The sequence below is a fragment of the Streptomyces sp. NPDC001858 genome (assembly GCF_053594615.1).
Genome location: NZ_JBSFEV010000027.1, coordinates 26,078 through 42,645, shown reverse-complemented (window position 1 = coordinate 42,645; position 16,568 = coordinate 26,078). Strand labels below are relative to the sequence as shown.

The 16,568-nt window shown below is 68.7% G+C and carries 19 protein-coding genes and 1 tRNA gene; 2 read left to right on the top strand and 18 right to left on the bottom strand.

Going from position 1 to position 16,568, the window contains the following annotated elements:
- Window positions 1-5: 5 nt before the first annotated feature.
- From ACWCPF_RS30715 to ACWCPF_RS30700, 4 genes are all read right to left on the bottom strand, one after another.
- Window positions 6-1,298 carry a homoserine dehydrogenase gene (locus ACWCPF_RS30715; RefSeq protein WP_451048353.1) on the bottom strand — a complete coding sequence of 431 codons (1,293 nt, stop codon included), beginning with the start codon at window positions 1,296-1,298 and terminating at the stop codon, window positions 6-8.
- 188 nt (window positions 1,299-1,486) lie between these two features.
- On the bottom strand, window positions 1,487-2,878 hold the full coding sequence (gene lysA, locus ACWCPF_RS30710) for a diaminopimelate decarboxylase (protein ID WP_451048352.1): 1,392 nt from the start codon (window positions 2,876-2,878) through the stop codon (window positions 1,487-1,489).
- A gap of 123 nt (window positions 2,879-3,001) precedes the next feature.
- Window positions 3,002-4,099: an ArgS-related anticodon-binding protein NrtL gene (nrtL, locus tag ACWCPF_RS30705; protein ID WP_451048351.1), complete on the bottom strand. Its 1,098-nt coding sequence runs from the start codon at window positions 4,097-4,099 to the stop codon at window positions 3,002-3,004.
- A 178-nt stretch (window positions 4,100-4,277) separates the two neighbouring features.
- Window positions 4,278-4,796 carry a response regulator gene (locus ACWCPF_RS30700; RefSeq protein ID WP_451048350.1) on the bottom strand — a complete coding sequence of 173 codons (519 nt, stop codon included), beginning with the start codon at window positions 4,794-4,796 and terminating at the stop codon, window positions 4,278-4,280.
- Between the two features lie 201 nt (window positions 4,797-4,997).
- On the opposite strand from ACWCPF_RS30700, the gene ACWCPF_RS30695 reads away from it, so the two are divergent.
- A tRNA-Arg gene (locus ACWCPF_RS30695) sits at window positions 4,998-5,069 on the top strand.
- A gap of 233 nt (window positions 5,070-5,302) precedes the next feature.
- Here the strand turns inward: ACWCPF_RS30695 and ACWCPF_RS30690 are convergent.
- From ACWCPF_RS30690 to ACWCPF_RS30650, 9 genes are all read right to left on the bottom strand, one after another.
- Window positions 5,303-6,709 (bottom strand): tyrosine-type recombinase/integrase, encoded by a 1,407-nt coding sequence (locus tag ACWCPF_RS30690; protein WP_451048349.1) that lies wholly within the window; start codon window positions 6,707-6,709, stop codon window positions 5,303-5,305.
- Complete coding sequence (locus ACWCPF_RS30685) at window positions 6,706-6,876, bottom strand: helix-turn-helix transcriptional regulator (protein WP_328436064.1); 171 nt, start codon at window positions 6,874-6,876, stop codon at window positions 6,706-6,708. The genes ACWCPF_RS30690 and ACWCPF_RS30685 overlap by 4 nt, the downstream gene beginning before the upstream one ends.
- Window positions 6,876-8,243 (bottom strand): replication initiator, encoded by a 1,368-nt coding sequence (locus tag ACWCPF_RS30680; protein WP_451048348.1) that lies wholly within the window; start codon window positions 8,241-8,243, stop codon window positions 6,876-6,878. The genes ACWCPF_RS30685 and ACWCPF_RS30680 overlap by 1 nt, the downstream gene beginning before the upstream one ends.
- A 101-nt stretch (window positions 8,244-8,344) precedes the next feature.
- Entirely contained in the window at window positions 8,345-8,659 is a 315-nt protein-coding gene (locus ACWCPF_RS30675) for a SpdD protein (protein WP_451048347.1), read from the bottom strand.
- Between the two features lie 19 nt (window positions 8,660-8,678).
- On the bottom strand, window positions 8,679-8,834 hold the full coding sequence (locus ACWCPF_RS30670; RefSeq protein ID WP_451048346.1) for a hypothetical protein: 156 nt from the start codon (window positions 8,832-8,834) through the stop codon (window positions 8,679-8,681).
- A gap of 15 nt (window positions 8,835-8,849) precedes the next feature.
- Window positions 8,850-9,029 carry a mobile element transfer protein gene (locus tag ACWCPF_RS30665; protein WP_451048345.1) on the bottom strand — a complete coding sequence of 60 codons (180 nt, stop codon included), beginning with the start codon at window positions 9,027-9,029 and terminating at the stop codon, window positions 8,850-8,852.
- A 16-nt stretch (window positions 9,030-9,045) separates the two neighbouring features.
- Window positions 9,046-9,729 (bottom strand): DUF2637 domain-containing protein, encoded by a 684-nt coding sequence (locus ACWCPF_RS30660; RefSeq protein ID WP_451048344.1) that lies wholly within the window; start codon window positions 9,727-9,729, stop codon window positions 9,046-9,048.
- Between the two features lie 88 nt (window positions 9,730-9,817).
- A complete protein-coding gene (locus tag ACWCPF_RS30655) occupies window positions 9,818-11,185 on the bottom strand; it encodes an FtsK/SpoIIIE domain-containing protein (protein ID WP_451048343.1) in 1,368 nt (455 codons plus the stop codon).
- A 5-nt stretch (window positions 11,186-11,190) separates the two neighbouring features.
- Window positions 11,191-11,538 carry an SCO3933 family regulatory protein gene (locus ACWCPF_RS30650; protein WP_451048342.1) on the bottom strand — a complete coding sequence of 116 codons (348 nt, stop codon included), beginning with the start codon at window positions 11,536-11,538 and terminating at the stop codon, window positions 11,191-11,193.
- Window positions 11,539-11,757: 219 nt separating this feature from the next.
- Between ACWCPF_RS30650 and ACWCPF_RS30645 the strand changes: the two genes are divergently transcribed.
- The gene (locus ACWCPF_RS30645; RefSeq protein WP_451048341.1) at window positions 11,758-12,402 is read left to right on the top strand and encodes a hypothetical protein; all 645 of its coding nucleotides are present in this window, start codon (window positions 11,758-11,760) and stop codon (window positions 12,400-12,402) included.
- 126 nt (window positions 12,403-12,528) lie between these two features.
- On the opposite strand, the gene ACWCPF_RS30640 is transcribed toward ACWCPF_RS30645, so the two are convergent.
- The 5 genes from ACWCPF_RS30640 to ACWCPF_RS30620 all read right to left on the bottom strand — a co-directional run bounded on the left by ACWCPF_RS30640 (window position 12,529) and on the right by ACWCPF_RS30620 (window position 16,066).
- Entirely contained in the window at window positions 12,529-13,350 is an 822-nt protein-coding gene (locus ACWCPF_RS30640) for an integrase (protein ID WP_451048340.1), read from the bottom strand.
- Window positions 13,347-14,198: a sigma factor-like helix-turn-helix DNA-binding protein gene (locus tag ACWCPF_RS30635; RefSeq protein WP_451048339.1), complete on the bottom strand. Its 852-nt coding sequence runs from the start codon at window positions 14,196-14,198 to the stop codon at window positions 13,347-13,349. The genes ACWCPF_RS30640 and ACWCPF_RS30635 overlap by 4 nt, the downstream gene beginning before the upstream one ends.
- Before the next feature lie 178 nt (window positions 14,199-14,376).
- Entirely contained in the window at window positions 14,377-14,781 is a 405-nt protein-coding gene (locus tag ACWCPF_RS30630; RefSeq protein WP_451048338.1) for an ATP-binding protein, read from the bottom strand.
- Between the two features lie 96 nt (window positions 14,782-14,877).
- Complete coding sequence (locus ACWCPF_RS30625; RefSeq protein WP_451048423.1) at window positions 14,878-15,729, bottom strand: helix-turn-helix domain-containing protein; 852 nt, start codon at window positions 15,727-15,729, stop codon at window positions 14,878-14,880.
- Window positions 15,730-15,796: 67 nt separating this feature from the next.
- Window positions 15,797-16,066 carry a hypothetical protein gene (locus tag ACWCPF_RS30620; RefSeq protein ID WP_451048337.1) on the bottom strand — a complete coding sequence of 90 codons (270 nt, stop codon included), beginning with the start codon at window positions 16,064-16,066 and terminating at the stop codon, window positions 15,797-15,799.
- Between the last annotated feature and the right edge of the window lie 502 nt (window positions 16,067-16,568).

The following is a 16,568-nucleotide window of genomic DNA, read 5'->3' as shown; positions in this document are numbered from 1 at the left end:
GCTGGTTACTCTCCTTCAACCCGCATGATGCTGGCGACACCCCGCACGGTGTCGAGCTTGCGCAGCGCCTCGACGGTCCCGGTCAGGGAGGCGTCGGACGCGCGATGGGTGACGACGACGAGAGAGGCCTCGCCGTCCTTGCCCTGCTGGCGAACCGTATCGATGGACACTCCGTGCTCGGCGAACACGGTCGCCACCTGGGCGAGAACGCCCGGTTTGTCGGCGACGTCCAAGCTGATGTGGTAGCGCGTGACGACATCGCCCATCGGCGACACCGGCAGGGCGGCATACGCCGACTCGCCGGGCCCCGTCGCCCCGCTGAGCCGGTTGCGGCAGACGGCGACGAGGTCGCCGAGCACGGCGGAGGCGGTGGGAGCACCGCCGGCGCCGGGACCGTAGAACATGAGCTGCCCGGCCGCGTCCGACTCGACGAACACGGCGTTGTAGGCGCCGCGCACCGAGGCGAGCGGGTGGGTGAGCGGGATCATCGCCGGGTGCACGCGCGCGGTGACGGAGCCCCCGTCGGCGGCCCGCTCGCAGATGGCGAGCAGCTTGATGGTGCAGCCCATCGCCCGCGCCGAGGCGAAGTCGGCGGCGGTGACCTCGGTCATGCCCTCGCGGTAGACGTCGTCGAGGCGCACGCGCGTGTGGAAGGCGATCCCGGCGAGGATGGCGGCCTTGGCGGCGGCGTCGAACGCCTCGACGTCGGCGGTCGGATCGGCCTCGGCGTAGCCGAGGGCGGTGGCCTCGTCGAGGGCCTCCTGATAGCCGGCGCCGGTGCTGTCCATCTTGTCGAGGATGAAGTTGGTGGTGCCGTTGACGATCCCGAGCACCCGGTTCACCTTGTCCCCGGCGAGGGACTCGCGCAGCGGGCGGATCAGCGGGATGGCGCCGGCGACGGCGGCCTCGTAGTAGAGGTCCTCGCCGTGCTCCTCGGCGGCGGCGTGCAGCGCGGCGCCGTCCTGCGCGAGCAGCGCCTTGTTCGCGGAGACGACGGACGCGCCGTACTCGAAGGCGGTGGTGATGAGCGTACGAGCGGGCTCGATGCCGCCGATGACCTCGACGACGACGTCGATGTCGCCGCGCTTGACGAGCGCGGTGGCGTCGGTGGTGACGAGGGAGGGATCGATGCCGTCCCGGACCTTCGAGGGCCGCCGCACGGCCACGCCCGCCAGTTCGACGGGGGCACCGATCCTCGCGGCGAGGTCGTCGGCGTGCGTCGTCATGATGCGCGCCACCTCTGAGCCGACCACTCCACAGCCCAGCAGCGCCACCTTCAGCGGACGCGTACGCATCATCCGACCTCGTTTCCTCATACCGTCTACGGTTGTTTCCGGTTGACCCAGTCTCACCCACCGGACCGGAGTTTCTATCCCCGGTCCGGATCGTGAGACATCTATTTCATTTTCGCAGGGGCGGCAGACAGAAGATTCTCCGCCCACGCTTTCCGTTTCTTTTTGTTCCCCTGCGGCGTTCACCAACGGGCTCAGCCGACGTCGAGCCGCAGCAGATCCTCCTCGGTCTCCCGCCGCACGACGACCCGCGAGGCCCCCTCGTGCACGGCGACGACGGGCGGCCGCAGCACATGGTTGTAGTTGCTGGCCATGGACCGGCAGTAGGCGCCGGTGGCGGGCACGGCGATGAGATCGCCGGGCGCCAGGTCGGAGGGCAGAAACGCGTCCTTGACGACGATGTCCCCACTCTCGCAGTGCTTGCCGACGACACGGCTGAGCATCGGCGCGGCATCGCTGGTCCGGGAGACGAGCGCGACGCTGTACTCGGCGTCGTACAACGCGGTGCGGATGTTGTCCGACATGCCGCCGTCGACGGAGACGTACGTCCGCAGCCCGTCGAGGGGCTTGATGGTGCCGACCTCGTAGAGGGTGAAGGCGGTCGGCCCGACGATGGCCCGCCCGGGCTCGACGGAGATGCGCGGCGTCCGCAGCCGGGCGGACTCACACTCCCGGGTGACGATCTCGGTGAGCGCCTTGGCGATCTCGTGCGGTTCCCGCGGATCGTCGTCACTCGTGTAGGCGATGCCGAGCCCGCCGCCGAGGTCGATCTCGGGCAGTTCGACGCCGTGCTCGTCGCGGACGTCCTTCAGCAGCCCGACCACCCGGTGCGCGGCGACCTCGAACCCCGACATGTCGAAGATCTGCGACCCGATGTGGGAGTGGATCCCGACCAGCTCCAGCGCGTCGAGCTGAAGCGCGCGCCGCACGGCCTCCGCGGCCTGCCCGCCGGCGAGCGGAATCCCGAACTTCTGGTCCTCGTGGGCGGTGGCGATGAACTCGTGCGTGTGGGCCTCGACCCCGACGGTGATCCGGATCTGAACCCGCTGCCGCTTCCCGAGCTCCTGCGCGATGTGCGCGACCCGGACGATCTCCTGGAACGAGTCGAGGACGATGCGCCCGACACCGGCGTCGACAGCCCGCCGGATCTCTTCCTTCGACTTGTTGTTGCCGTGGAAGGCGATGCGATCGGCGGGCATCCCGGCGGAGAGCGCGGTGGCCAGCTCCCCACCGCTGCACACATCAAGATTCAGCCCCTCTTCATGCAGCCACCGCACGACGGCCCGGGAGAGGAACGCCTTGCCGGCGTAGAAGACGTCGGCGTCGGCCCCGAAGGCGGTACGCCAGGCACGGGCGCGGTCGCGGAAGTCGGCCTCGTCGAGGATGTAGGCCGGGGTGCCGTGCTGCTCGGCGAGGCTGAGGACGTCGACCCCGCCGACGGTCACGACACCGTCGGCGTTGCGCGCGACGGTCTGCGCCCAGACCTTCGCGTCGAGGACGTTGAGATCGGCGGGCGGCGCGGAGTAGTGCCCTTCGGGGAGGACGTCGGCGTGGCGGGGCCCGGCGGGGTGGGCGGAACGGCTCATCTGTACGTGCTCTTTCAGAAGTCTCAGAGATGTCAGAGATGTCAGAGATGTCAGAGATTCGGAGATGTCAGAGGTGTCGGAGGTTTTAAGGGCGCGGTGTCGGAGGTTTTTGAAGGCGCGGTGTCAGAGATGGTCGGGTGCGTCGATGCCGAGCAGGGACAGGCCGCCGGCCAGCACCACCCCGGCAGCTTCGGCAAGCGCCAGCCGGGCACGGTGGGCGGCCGAGGGTTTCTCCTCACCGAGCGGAAGCACATCGGAAAGGAGAGGAAGAACGGCATCGGCGACCGCGACGAGCTGACGACTGACCCGGGAGACAGCGCAGACGTCAGGGACGGGGAGGGGGGCAACGGCGGGAACGGCGGGAACGGCTGTCGCGAGGACGCGGGGGTAGTCCGCGAGAAGGGCGACGAGATCACGTCCGTCCACGGGACCGGGGTGGGGGTGCGGGTCGGGATCGGCGGCAAACCCGAGGTCGGCGGCGTTACGACGTACGGCCTGGACACGGGCGTGGGCGTAGCGAACCCGGAAGAGAGGGTTGCTCTCGCGCTGGACCAGGTGGTCGGCGGTGATCCGGGGCCGATCATGCGGCGCAGGATGAAGCAGAGCCCACCGAGCGGCATCGAGCCCGAGGAAGGCGGGATCCTCGGGAGCGGGGACGGCGTGAAGGGCGAGGACGGAAGGGGCGAGGACGGGAGGGGCGCCGGCCCGTTCACCCCCGACTTCAGGCGGGAATGAATCCAGGAATCCATGCGGGACTCCGTGCCGAACGTCGACACGACCGCCTTGCGCCCCGACGATCCGCGCAAGCACATCAGCAAGAACCTCGGCCCGCACCTCGTAGGGCACCCGCACCTCGAACACCCGCCCGGCGAGACGATCGCCGTGCCCGTACCGCATTCCCTCGCCAAGGATCCGCCGGACGAGGTCGGAGACGGCAGAACCGTCGAGGCTGATGTTGAGGAACCCGGGCCCGGTGATCTCGACTCCGGCGACGCCTTCGGCACGCGCAAGATACGAACGCAGCACCTCGGCGACCCGCAGCGGGGGCTGCCCGGCGTACCGGGCGAGCTGCAGGGCGATGCCGGTCGCGTAGTCCCCCCGCCCGCCGCCCCCCGGCGGCCCGACCACGGCCCGCGCAGGAACAGCCACGCTGAGCTCCCCGTCGTCGACAGCACAACGCACCGCGCGCAGCACGGTCCGAGACAGCTCGACGGGAGTCACGGCACAAGCGTATGGGAGGAGGGGGGTGGGTAGGCGAGCCGGTTTAGGGAGGGTCCGGGATACGGACGGACGATCGGACCAAAACCCCGCGAACGAGACAACCGCGCCACGCAGCCCGCACCAAGCGCGACACACCAGCAGACGCAACGGCGGACCGGTTCAGCAGACGACGGCAACGCTACTCGGCGCCCGAGGCCCCGCCACCCGACCCGTTCCCAGCCCCAACACCTTCGCCCACGCCTTCCCCCGCCCCAAGCCCATTCTCAAGCCCCAACCCAAGCCCAAGCCGAAGTCCAAGCCCCAGATCCAACGCGCCGGCAACCGCACTCCCCTCCTCACCACCCACGCCCCTCGCCCTCTCCATCAACGTCTTGACGACGGAGATGAGTTCGTCGGGCTCGAAGGGCTTGGCGAGGAAGGCGTCGACGCCGACGTCGAGGCCGGCCTCGACCTCGTACTGCGTACAGGCGCTGATGATGACAAGGGGAAGATCACGCGTCCGCGGATCGGCACGCAACCGAGCGGCGGTCCGCAGCCCGTCCAGCCGGGGCATGACGACATCGAGGGTCACAAGATCGGGCCGCACCTGATGAACGACATCCAGACACTCGGCACCATCGGAGGCGGTCACGACCTCGAGGCCCTCCAGCTCGAGATTGACCCTGATCAGCTGCCGGATGACCTTGTTGTCGTCCACAACAAGCACCCGGCCCGACGCGCCTGACACAAGTCGAGAGTAGGTCGGGACCGGCCACCGCGTCCGGGTTTTCCCCACTTCCACCCCGTGCGGGCGACCCACACACCCTCATCCACCCCCACAGAAACCCGTTCATGAACACCCCGAACGAGCTGGTAGTGTTCTACCCGTCGCCGCGAGCAACACCCTCCCGGCCGATACGCCCCCGTAGCTCAGGGGATAGAGCAACGGCCTCCGGAGCCGTGTGCGCAGGTTCGAATCCTGCCGGGGGCACCTTGTACGAGGTGCCCAAAGACCCCGCCACCAGCACTTTCGCTGAGGACGGGGTCTTGGCGTATGTGCAGCCGTGTGCCGCTCGGAGCGGCCGTATGTCGGAGCCCGCGGCCTATTCGCGGCCAGGCCGCAGGGCATAAATCCGCAGGTAGAACCCCGAAAACGACGAGGCCCCCGGACAGGAAGTCCAGGGGCCATCATGCCGCGTGTGGGCGGTCGTAGGTGTGTCGGGATCAGGTCTCGTCGCCGGGCTCGCCCTCCTGGTCGCCATGCTCCTCCAGGAGCTCAGCAATCCGACGGTTGGCGACGTCCTGCCGACCGTCGAGGCACTTGGCGTAGCGACTCAGAAGCACCTCGACGCTGTTGCCCGCCCGCTCGGCGACCTCGGTCGGATCCACGCCAGCGTTGAGCCACGAGGAGAGCGCGGCGTGCCTCAGGTCGTACGGCCGAGCCGCCAGCGGTGACGCCGCCTGCTCGGGCGTGAGCGCCAAGTGCCGCGCCTCATCCCAGACACGCCAATACGTAGTGGAGGCGACCACTCCCCCACGTTCGTTGGCGAACAGCCGGCCATCCTTGGCGGTGCCGAACTCCTCGATGTGCGCGAGGAGCATGCGCACGAGGCGGGACGGAATCGGAACGATGCGGGTCTCATTCGCCGCCCGGTTCTTCAAGCCGCGGTCGTCGTGAACGGCACCAGTCCCGGTCCAGCGCTTACCGACGGTCGGGCGGCTCTTCTCCAGGATCAACGAGCCCCACCCACTGTCCGGCAGCGCGCAGTCCTGACGACGCAACGCCACCGCTTCAGCCGGACGCAGGCCGCCGAAGTACATGCAGGCGAACAGCGCGACCAGCCGACGCCCACGAGCCCGGCCGTACCCACCCACATACGAGACAGCGGCCAGGAGCTCCCCGGCCTGCCGGGGGTTCACGACGACACGGCGGTCCACTTCCTTGGTCACCTTGGGCGGCTTCCACTTCACCAGCGTGACCGGGTTCTCGGGGAGCTCCCCCAGCTCGACCGCATAGGCGAGGGCGTTGAAGAGGACAGCCCGCTTGCGCCGTACCGTCTCGGCGGCGGCCGTGGCACCGGACAGCGTGAGCTTGAGCGAGTCGAGGATGCGTCGGATGTCCGCCGGGTTCTTGAGCGTCGCCAGCGGCAGCGATGCCTTGGCCACCCAGCGCAGGGCATTCGCGATGTCGACGGGCGGCGGTTCCTCGTCCGCGCCCTGGACGACGAAGGCCCAGCCTCGCAACGCACGTCGGAGCACGTCATCAGCCGGCCGACCCGGCCTGTCGTCGAGCAGCTGTGTCGTGACGAGCGTCATCGTCTCGTTGGCACTGTCACGGGAGTTCGGCGCGGCATGCGGCCACTTCATGGCGATGTACGCCCGTGCGAAGTCGTACCAAGTGAGGGACGGTTTGGCCGTCGCCATCGAGTCCGGCAGACCGCTTTCCGAATCGAATGCCTCCCCGTTCTGCACGGCCCTGAGCAGTTGCGCGCGAAAGTTGTCGGCAAGTGCCTTGGTCCGGAAGGTCTCGGAGAACGGCAGCGTGCTGGCGACCCTCCAGCGCACCTCATACGAAGCCTTCTTTGTCGGCCTCTTGCGGATGCTCCAGATCCGCACGTCGTAGGACTTCACGCCGCCTCCCCAAGTCCGTGAAGCCAAGAGGTGAAGTCACTGCGCCAGAAGCGGAGTTCACCGTTCGGAAGCTTGATCGCTTCTGGGGCATGCCCCAGTTCGCGCCATCGGTAGAAAGTGCGGCGGGAGACTCCGCCCAGCTCGGCGAGGATCTGCGGGACGGTCATCAGTTCGTCTCGTCGGCGGTCCACGACGAGTCTCCTTCCGTGTCCGGGGTGTCGGGTCGCCGTGAGGTGGCGAGCCAGGATTCGGCGGCGGTCAGCCCGGTACCGGCGAAGCGCCAGTGCGAGAGAACGAGGACGGTGTCCGGGTCGGGCAGCGGGTGACCCGCAACGGCCGCACGCTCGCGGGTGAGCGCTTCGTTGTGGTCGGAGCGTTCCTGGCGGAGGGCGCCGAGGGTGACGGAATATGCGCGGGACTTGGTGGAGAAGTGGCCGCGGAAGCCGAGCATGTGAGCCCACTTACGCAGGCGCAGGTCTTCGAGTTCGGGGAGCGCCCCGAGGTGCCAGCAGGTGAGGATCATCTGTCGGGCGTGGTCGGTGACATCGGTGCCAATGAGATCGATGACGGGGTTGCGGATCGGACGGTCGAGAGTGCCCGTCGCGCTCTCCGCGCCTTTGGTGGCGTACTTGGCGATGTAGGCGGCGACAGCTCGACTGGTCAGGTTGGTGGGCCCGGTGAAGTCGGCCGAGGCGATGGGGCGGATGTCAAGCTGTTCGCCGAAGCGGAAGGTGTGGGCGCGGCCATCGAGGGTCGGGCCGGGTGCCTCGGCGAGCCGGGCTGCAGAGCGGATCGAGTCGCTGAGGAGTTCTGTCGTGGCCCAGACCGGCGGGGTGTCCTCGGCACCGTCCGGACCGTCGAGCCGGATCACAGCGTGAAAGTGGACGGCCCCGCGCCGCTGATACTCGGCGACCTTGGCGTACGACACCTTGAGGCAGTCGCGCAGCGCCGAGCGGCCGATGCCCGCGCGGGAGGCGAGCTGTTGGCGCAGGTAGGTGGTGAACCGGGCCCAGAGGGCACCTGCGCGCGCGTTCCAGAGGACGGCCGCGCGGTAGTCGTAGCGCTCCGGGTTCAGCGGAGTGCCGAGTGCGGGGTCGTCGTCCGGGTGACTACGTCCGCAGCGGCAGCGACCACCGCCGGGCCGGTTGTGGACAGGCCCGAAGGAGGGAGCGGTGAAGGTGGCGAAGACGCGAGGGTGTCCGGCGACGGCCGGGCCGATTCCCTTGCCGCCGCTCAGGCCGGCTGTGACGAGGTGGAAGGTGTCCTTGCGGTAGACCTCGGCGCAGGCCGCGCACCGAGTGGCCCGACGGTTGTTGCAACGGATGAGGAGCTGTCCGGCAGGAAGGTCGCGGTCGAAGATCTCGCGGACGATCTCGCCGGTTGCCGCGTGGACGTCGAGGCGGTGGCCCTCCATCCGCACGGGCCGCTCGCAACCGCCGAGGCGCTGAACCTGGTGTGCGTAGGTGCTGAGGTCGCCGTACTGGGCGAGGGTGGCCAGTTGGCGGATGGCTCCAGCAGGAGCCTGGGGGCGCATGTGCGGGTTCCTCCTTGGAGGGGTGGGAGTTCGGGACGGACACCCCGGCTCGTCCAGGGGGCTAGACAGTGTGGGCAAGCCGGGATGCAGAGCAGTTGAGTTCAGCGGCGGTCGCTCTTGAGGATCGAGCGGATGACAACGGCGCAGACGGCCACGGAAGCGGCGGTGATAGCGACGGCGAGGAGCATAGAGACCAGGACCGCGCCGACGACCAGGACCAGGGCTCCCCCACCGGCGGCGAGGGTGAGCACGCTGCCCGGGGTGAGTTGGACCGTCGGCCGGTTGGAGGCGGGGGCCGCCGGAACCGGGGCCGGGGCATAGGCGGTGGGGTTGTAGACCGACGGGCTGTAGGTCACCGGAGGCGGGCTGACGGCCATCGGTGCGGTGTCCGGGCGGGGGTACTTGGGGGTGAACACAGGACAGTCCCTTCTGTGGTCAGTCGAGGAGCGAGGCGACTGCAGGGGCGAGAACGCTGTTGGCGACGAGGTAGCCGCCGAGGATGAGCAGGGCGACCAGCCACCACGGCGGACGGGCGAGTTGGATGCCGAGGACGGCGACGACGAGCACGGCGAACCAGAGCGGGACGGTCATGGCAGCGGTCTCCTGTCAGGCCTTGCAGCGGTGGGTGCGGGCGGCGAGTTCGGCGGCGGCGCGGCTGTCGTATTCGGCGGAGAAGTCGCAGCGGGGTGCGGTGCAGGTGGCGAGGTGGCGGTTGCGGCCGCGGGCGATGTAGGAGGCGACCTGTACGGGGCCGATGCGGCGGACGTTGCGGAAGCGCGGAGACATGCCAGACGGTCCTTTCTCAGAGGTGGGCGGCGACGGACGCGGTCATGGACGGAGGCAGGCCCAGCCGCACGCGGACGTGGTCGGGGTCGGCCGGGCGGCCGGTGGTGGCGCGGTGTTCCTCGGCGAGGCCTCGGACGCGGTCGACCAGGGCGGGTGGCAGGGAGACGGCAGGAGCAGAGGGCCGGACGGGAACGGTGATCGGTTCGGCAGCGGGCTGCGAAGTCGGCTCCGGGATGGGGGAAGGCACCGGGAGGGCATCACGGTGGTCTTCATCGACGGCGGCCGGGGGCGTCTCCGGTACCGATGTCACCGCGGGCGCCGGGGTTCGGGGTGTGTGGGCGAGCAGTGTTCCGCCGAAGAAGGCGACGGCGGGCCAGCCGGCCACCACGACGCGGAGCGACGCGGGGACGTCGTCCAGGTCGAGGAGTCCGGCGGTCGCGACGTTCGCGCCGAGGGATGCGGCCAGCGCGACCAGGAACCACAGCCGCGCTCCCCCGGCGGGTTGTCCAGCGCGCTGCTGTTCGCGCATCCGACGCCAGGCGGCGACCAGCAGCAGGTCGACGGATACGGGGTAGGCCCATGCCTTCCAGCCGCCCTGTCCGGCCGCCTCCGCCAGGTCGTGAAGGTGCGCGAAGGACAGGGCACCGGCAATGACGGCTTGGACGATTACGGCGTCCACACGGGCCAGTTGGGCGCGCATCGGTTCGACTTCCTTCCTGTTCGAGGCATGGGAGGGGTAGGGACTCGGCGCGAGGCGGTCACGCCGGCCGTGGGGAGAGGGGGTGCGGCTACTCGGTCAGCGGGCGAGCGACAGGCACGGCGGTCACCGAAGAGACCGGCCCAGCAGATTCGACGGCGGCGACGGGCCGGAAGGAGTCGAGGCTGGGCAGTTCCGGCACGAGGGCGGAGGTGGCGCGGCAGACGGCCGCCGCTTCGTCGAGGGTGAGGTGTGGCGAGCGGGCGCGGGACCAGCCGCCGGAGGAGTCGCCGACGATCGCGACACCGGGCCGTTCGGCCGGGATGGACGTTGCGGCGAGCGCCGCTTCCGGAGAGATGTCGGCCAGCGCCATGTTCGCCGAGGACTCGTCGTTGACCCGGTGGCAGATGCGGCCGGTGAGCTGGGCGCGGAGCATGGTCGCGCCCTTGCCTAGTTCGGAGCCGAAGCGCTGCCCGCACACTTCGAGATAGATGCCGGCCGCGCGACCGAGCTGGGCGATACGGATGAGCTTGGTGACCATGGCGTCGCGTCGCTTCTCGTCGTCCCGGCTCGCGGCGAGGAAGAGTTCAGCCACCTCGTCGACGACAACCACGACCGGCACCGGCCGCACCGCCTCAGGCAGTCCCCACACGTCCGAGGTGAGGACGGCATCCGCACCCGCCCCGGACCGGAGACCGATCAGCCGGAACCGTGCCTCCATCTCTTCCAGCAGGACGTCGAGGAGTTCGTTTGCCCGGTCCGAGGTGTCGGCGAGCGCGGACAGCCGGGGTGCGAACGGGGCGAGTTCGACGCCCCATTTGCAGTCGATTCCGACGAGGACGACCCGTTGCCGGGCCAGGCCGCACAGCAGGTTCCGCAGGTACACGGACTTGCCGGACTGCGTTGCCCCGAGGATGAGTTCATGCGGCACGGCACGGAAGTCCCGTACGTGCCAGCGGCCGTCATCGCGAAGCGCCAGGGGCAGGGCGAGAGGGCCGCTCTTGTGCTGCCGCCGGGCGGGCCGCACGTCGGCGAGCACGTCCCAGCCGATCAGCCGCAGTTCGAGCCAGCCCGGCTTGGTCGGGCGGATGTGCACGGCGTGCGCGGCCCAGGCGTGCCGCAGCCGGTCAGCCGACGCCATGAAGTCTTCAGGAGCCTGGCCGGTAGCCATGCGCAGCCGCATCACGAGCCCGGACCCCGTCGGCCACGGCAGCGACCGCCGAGGCGGGACGGGGGCGGCCTCCCGTCCGATCACCCGGGCCGTGGCCCGACGGACAGCCGAGGCCGGAACCGTCAGACCACAGGCGTCCATCGTGGCCCGGTAGGTGGTGAGCACGCGCAGCGCGACGAACGGATAGCCCACGAGCCACCAGAACGCGACCGGCAGACGACGGCGGAGAACCAGCAGCGCAGCCACGGCGAGCAGGCATACCACCAGTGCCCAGAGGGAGTCGGTCATGGTGATCAGCCCTGCACCGGAGCGGGGGCGTTGACCATGACGGCGTCCGCCCGGTAGGCGATGCCATGACGCACCCGCCCGCCGAACTCGCTCTCCCAGGGCCGGGCGATGAGGCCGGACATGATGACCGGAGCACCCATCACCAAGCCCTCGCCGATGCCCTGCTCGGGGACGGTCACCTTGATCATGTCCGAACCGCCCTGCGCGATGAACACCAGCTCCAGCACCATGAGCCGCTGGTTGGTGACCGGGTCCACGGCGACCTCACCGGTCTGACGGTCCTTCACCTTGACCTCAGGCAGCTTGGTGACGAGCAGCGTCGCGGTAGAGACGTCTACGGGGATGACACGCATTTCTTGAACCTCACTTATTGGCAACGCGTTCGGTCCGCGCCGCTTCGGTTTGAATACCCCCCTAGACAGCACGGGGAGCGACCCGCCCTAACTGTCTAGGGGGGTTGACGATTACGTTAGACCGACGACCCGTCAACTGTCTAGGGGGGTATGCAAGTCGAGTTCCGGGCTGCCGTTTCTCCAGCGCCTCAACCAGCCGTACCGGGTAGCGTCCGCCTGGTGAATCCGCACCCCTACAACGACGTCTCCGGTGGACTGACCCAAAGAGCCCGCACCTTTGTCAGTTGTCACGGCATCAAGGTCGACATCAAGTCGGTCAACAGGCAGTGGTGGCTTGAGCGAAACATACCCGCCGCAGTGATCGACCGGATGGCGGCCTACCAGCAACGATGGGGCGGCCTGGTCTTGCCGCCCGCACCGCAGTACGACGGGGGTCCCAAGTACTTTTACCCTGACGTGCCGGAATGCTCGCCCTCTGGAGGGTGGTCGTTCGAGGCAGGGGATCAGCGGAGCGCCGTCCCCTACTCGTTCATGATCGGGCCGGCAGACGAGTTCGGCATCCACTCACATCAGTGGACACCCCTTCATGCAACCGTCGAAGGGTGGGTAGAGTCGCTCGCCCTGACCCACCATGCATCCATGTTTGCGAAGCAGATCACCAAGATCACCGGCGACGACGTCGACAGCATTGCGCTGGACGATTACGAGCCCGTGCGAGAAGTGAAGGGGCTGGCAGACACCTGGTGGCGAGGAGCCGACTCGCTGGTGGCGGTCTATGCAGGGGAGGCCGAATGTCTGTCCTTCCCAGCAGCTCGCACTGCCCTGATCTACTCCGGCCTTGACCAGTGGGGGTTGGGAGGATGAGTCGCGGACACAGGCGACTCAAAGCGCTGGAGAGCGCTCCCCGACTCCTCGCCGATCTCGCTTCAAGCGTGCCAAGCTGCTTCGCTTCAGCTGGCCACCCCGCGTCCGCATGAGGCAACCACAGGCCTAGGACAACACCCATTGCAGGACCGTGGCGTCGTCCTGCGCCTTACCCCGGGGCCAACGCCGACCGTCAGGATCGTCAGCCTCCGCCGCTCGTACGCGGCGGATCAATTCATCAGGCCCGGACGAGCCGAGAACTGCCAATACCCCTTCCCAGGTGACAAGTTCGAAGGAGTCGACGAGTCTCGTCGCACCATCGCTCAGCAGCGTCACGGACGCCAGCGATTCCAGCGGCACAGTCCCGGTAAGGGCATGTTCGGCCGCTTGCAGATCGGGCCCGGCGATCCAGAAGCCGCGCGGCCGGTTGCGGAGCCCCGTCAGGGCGTCGCGGTACCGCGCCAGCGCAGCAGCGTGCTCGGGCGTGCCGGTGGGCAGTTCGTCGACCGGTGCGCGCAGTCGCTTGCCGGCCTCGTCCAGGCGCTGGTCGGTGACGGCGGTCGTCTTCCCGTCCTGGTCGGCGAGGAGAAGCGTCGAGTCACCGAGCACGAGGTATTCCAGAGCTCCCGTGCTGGCCCGGACAACGACGACCGTACTCGTCGGACTGGCCCGATGGGTCAGGTCGCAACTGCCCTCGTGCAGGGACCGAACGACGCGGATCGCGTCGGCAAGGCAGTCGGCGAGCGACCGGGCGGGATGCGCGGTGATGGTGCTCAGCAGCAGCCCGCCCAACGTCGAGGAGAACCAGGCGATGCCGTGCGTGCACCCGGTGTCGGCCCCGGCCACGCCGGCCCCGTCCAGGAGAACGGCCGCCCCAGCCGCAGCAGCGGCGAAGTCCTCGTTCTGCTGGCCGGTTTCGGAGGGAAGCGAGGCGAGGGCGACGTTCACGCCGTCGTCTCCTCGTCGTGCAGGTAGAGGGGTGTGAGCAGTTCGACGGACTGCGGTTCGTCGGTCCCAGGGTCGCACTCGACGCCCACCAGTGCGGAGAAGTTGCGCTCCCCCACCTGTCCCCACAGCGCGCTGAGGTCGGAGGCGAGCAGCTGCACGACGCCGAGGGAGCCCGCGGTGTGGATTCCCGCGATGGCGAGCACCGAGCCGTTGCCGTCCGGGCGGGGCAGCCGGCCGAGGTATCCGACGTCGTGCGGGCGGTACGGCTCCGTGTCCGCTCCCGCGCGGTACGACGTGCCGGTACGCCGGTCCGCCAGAGCCCATGGCTCACCCTCCGGGTGTTCCCAGCCGAGTACCGGGTCCTGGGCGTACAGGTCGCTCATGGCCTGGGACATGCCGGGCCCGCAGACGACGACCAGGCCGTCCCGGTTGAGGTCGACCTCACCACTCACCTGGACGTGGCCGGAGCTGACGTCGAGCCCGTACGACTTGGCCAGCTCTTCGAGCCGCTTCCCGGAGTTGACGTCGGCCATGGCGACGACCGGCCGCTTCTTCTCGCCGTCCCAGCGCAGCGGGGTGACGATCGTGACGGCCCCCGCGCCGAGGAACGCCCCTTCGGGCGCCGGACCGGTGTGCCGGATCTGATGGATCCGCCCGCGGCTCAGGCCGGCCTTTTCGGCGATCTGCGCGTACGACAGCCCTTGGGCGTGGAGGTCCTGGACCACACGGCGACGGAGCCGGGCGAGTTCGGTCACCTCCTGCTGCGCGTCGGCCAACCGCGTCGTGACCTCACGCAGGAGCAGGTACGGATCATCGATCGCCATGATCCGCTGCAACTCGTCCGACATGACCACACCTCCTAGAAGTACCCAGGAGTCTAGGGCCCTAGACGGAATGGGCGGGAGTCGCCTGCCCGAATGAACTCCGATCACATAGAAGCCAGCCCGCCGCCGAGGCACCCCACGAGGACTCACCCTCCGCTGCCCGCGAGGCAGCCACGGCCACGGATCACCACCGGAGAGGAGGTCATGCCGCTCCATTCCGCGGCAGCTCTGCCCAGACGCAACGCCCACCGGCGGGCCGGTCCTTCACGCCCCAGTCCTTGGCGCAGGCGGCGACCATCATCAGCCCACGGCCACCTTCCTCCACCTGGCTGTTGACGCTGCGGAGCAGGGGCTCCTCGTCGCCGCCCTGGTCGGTCACCTCGATGCGGACCATGTCGTCGTCGAAGCAGACGACGACGAGGAACCATCCGCGGTACCAGCCGCTTCGCGTGTGCCGGACGGCATTCGCCGCCATCTCGCCGACTACCAGGACTGCGTCATCCACCAGGCCTGAACCCTCATCCTCAAGCAGGGCGGCGACGAAGTGTCGGGCCTCCGCGACCTGCCAGGCCAGGCCGGGAAAGATGCGGCACCACTTTTTGGGCATGGAAACTCTCCTCTACGTCTAGGGGGCTAGACAGCATTGCGAGCAGCGTATTCCTACGCACGACCGATGAGCCAGGCATCTAGAGGAATTATTCCTCTAACGGGTGGTGAAGTCCGCCAACTCCCGGAACTCCTGCATCACCCGGAGCAGCATCTCCCGCGCCTCGATCCCGAAGATCGCAGCCTCTTCGAACCGGGCGAAGGTCTCCTCGTACGCGGCAACCTCAGCGGAGTCGTCCAGGACCCGCTCACCTCGGAAGGTCTCGACGACGACCGCCCGCCGGTCGCACAAGGTGAACCCGTGACGAGGCATGACCGGCACCGCCCGACGCCACGGGATGACCCCGAGGCGCACGGTGCTGAGACTCTCGACGGCCAGGAGCCGGTCGAACTGAGCGAGCATCAGCGAAGGGTTCCCGGGCCAGGTCCGCAACACGGCTTCCGTCAGCACGAACACTGACTCCCGCCCAGGCTCATACAGGAGGCTCTGCCGCTCCACACGGGCAGCGACAGCCCGGCCGACGGCCTCAGGGGTGGAGTTCGGCGCGCTGTCGAAGACGTGCCGGGCGTACTCCGCGGTCTGGAGCATGGCGGGCAGCACGACGCATTGGAACGAACGCACCAGCCGTGCGGACCGCACCGCGTCATCGAGGGTCGCCCCCACGGGGGCCTCATCGCTGGCTGCCTCGTCGACATCCGGAGCAGTCTCGACAGCAACCAGGAGGTCAAGCACGCCACGAGTGCTCGACTCGTCGAGGTCGAGGGCAACCGTCAAGCGCCGCAGGACGTCGAGGCTGGGAACCATGCGCCCGTTCTCGACCTTGGACACGGTCGGTTGTCCCACCCCAGCACGCTGCGCCAACACGGCACCCGTCAAGCCGGCCTCTGTACGAAGTCCCCGAAGACGCACCCCAAGCGCCTTCATCTGCTGCTGCCGCTCACTCCCCATACCCAGGGTTCTACACCACGAGGCAGCAGACACCGGGCACGCCAAGTGACCGCCTCTCAGACCATGACTAGACAGCGTCGTCTTCCGACCGCACCCAAGCCAGTTGAGCATCGCTGAGAGGAGGGGCGAATCCCTCGGGAAACATCAGCATGAGGGGTTGGGGCCACATGCTCTCAGGCCCGTGCTCTTCGCAGTGCAGGGCGATGAGATGTTTCCCTTCCCCGCAAGCCTCGTGTTGGTAGTGACGGTCATGGGTCTGGCAGAAGTACCAGAACGTCCAGCAGTCGTCCTCTTCGGCCGGCTCGTAGAAGCCGGGATCACGGACGATCAGCGTCACTGGCTCCTGCCGGTTGAAACGGGGGATGGGCCGGGGATCACACCACAGGAGTCGCGAAGGAAGCACGCGACCATCTTCCCTCCAAGGCCGGTGCTGCCACGATGCTCCACTTGACCAACCGAGACAGGAAAGACCCGGCAGTCGGAGCATGATTCAAACTTTCTCTACTGGTTCAAGCCGGCTCGCTCCGCTCCCCGCACGCGGCCCGACCCCCGGCCGGGCCTGCGCTCCTGTCTCCGCCCCGCTCCAGCCCGGCCGGCGCCCGTGCCGCGCGCACAGCAATCAGCCACCCAACGTCAGAGAAGGGGTACGCCGTGGCTGGGGCGGTCGGCTCCGCGGCTTTACGGAGCCACTTTGGCGCGAGCCTCGAAGATCATGGCCCCAACGTCGTGCTTTACCGGGCAGGTCCACAGACTGCCCGACGCGCCGGAAGCTTACGGGGCCATGATCACTCGCGCCAAAGCAGCGCCACCCCAAAGCCGCTCCGCCGACCTTCGCGTGA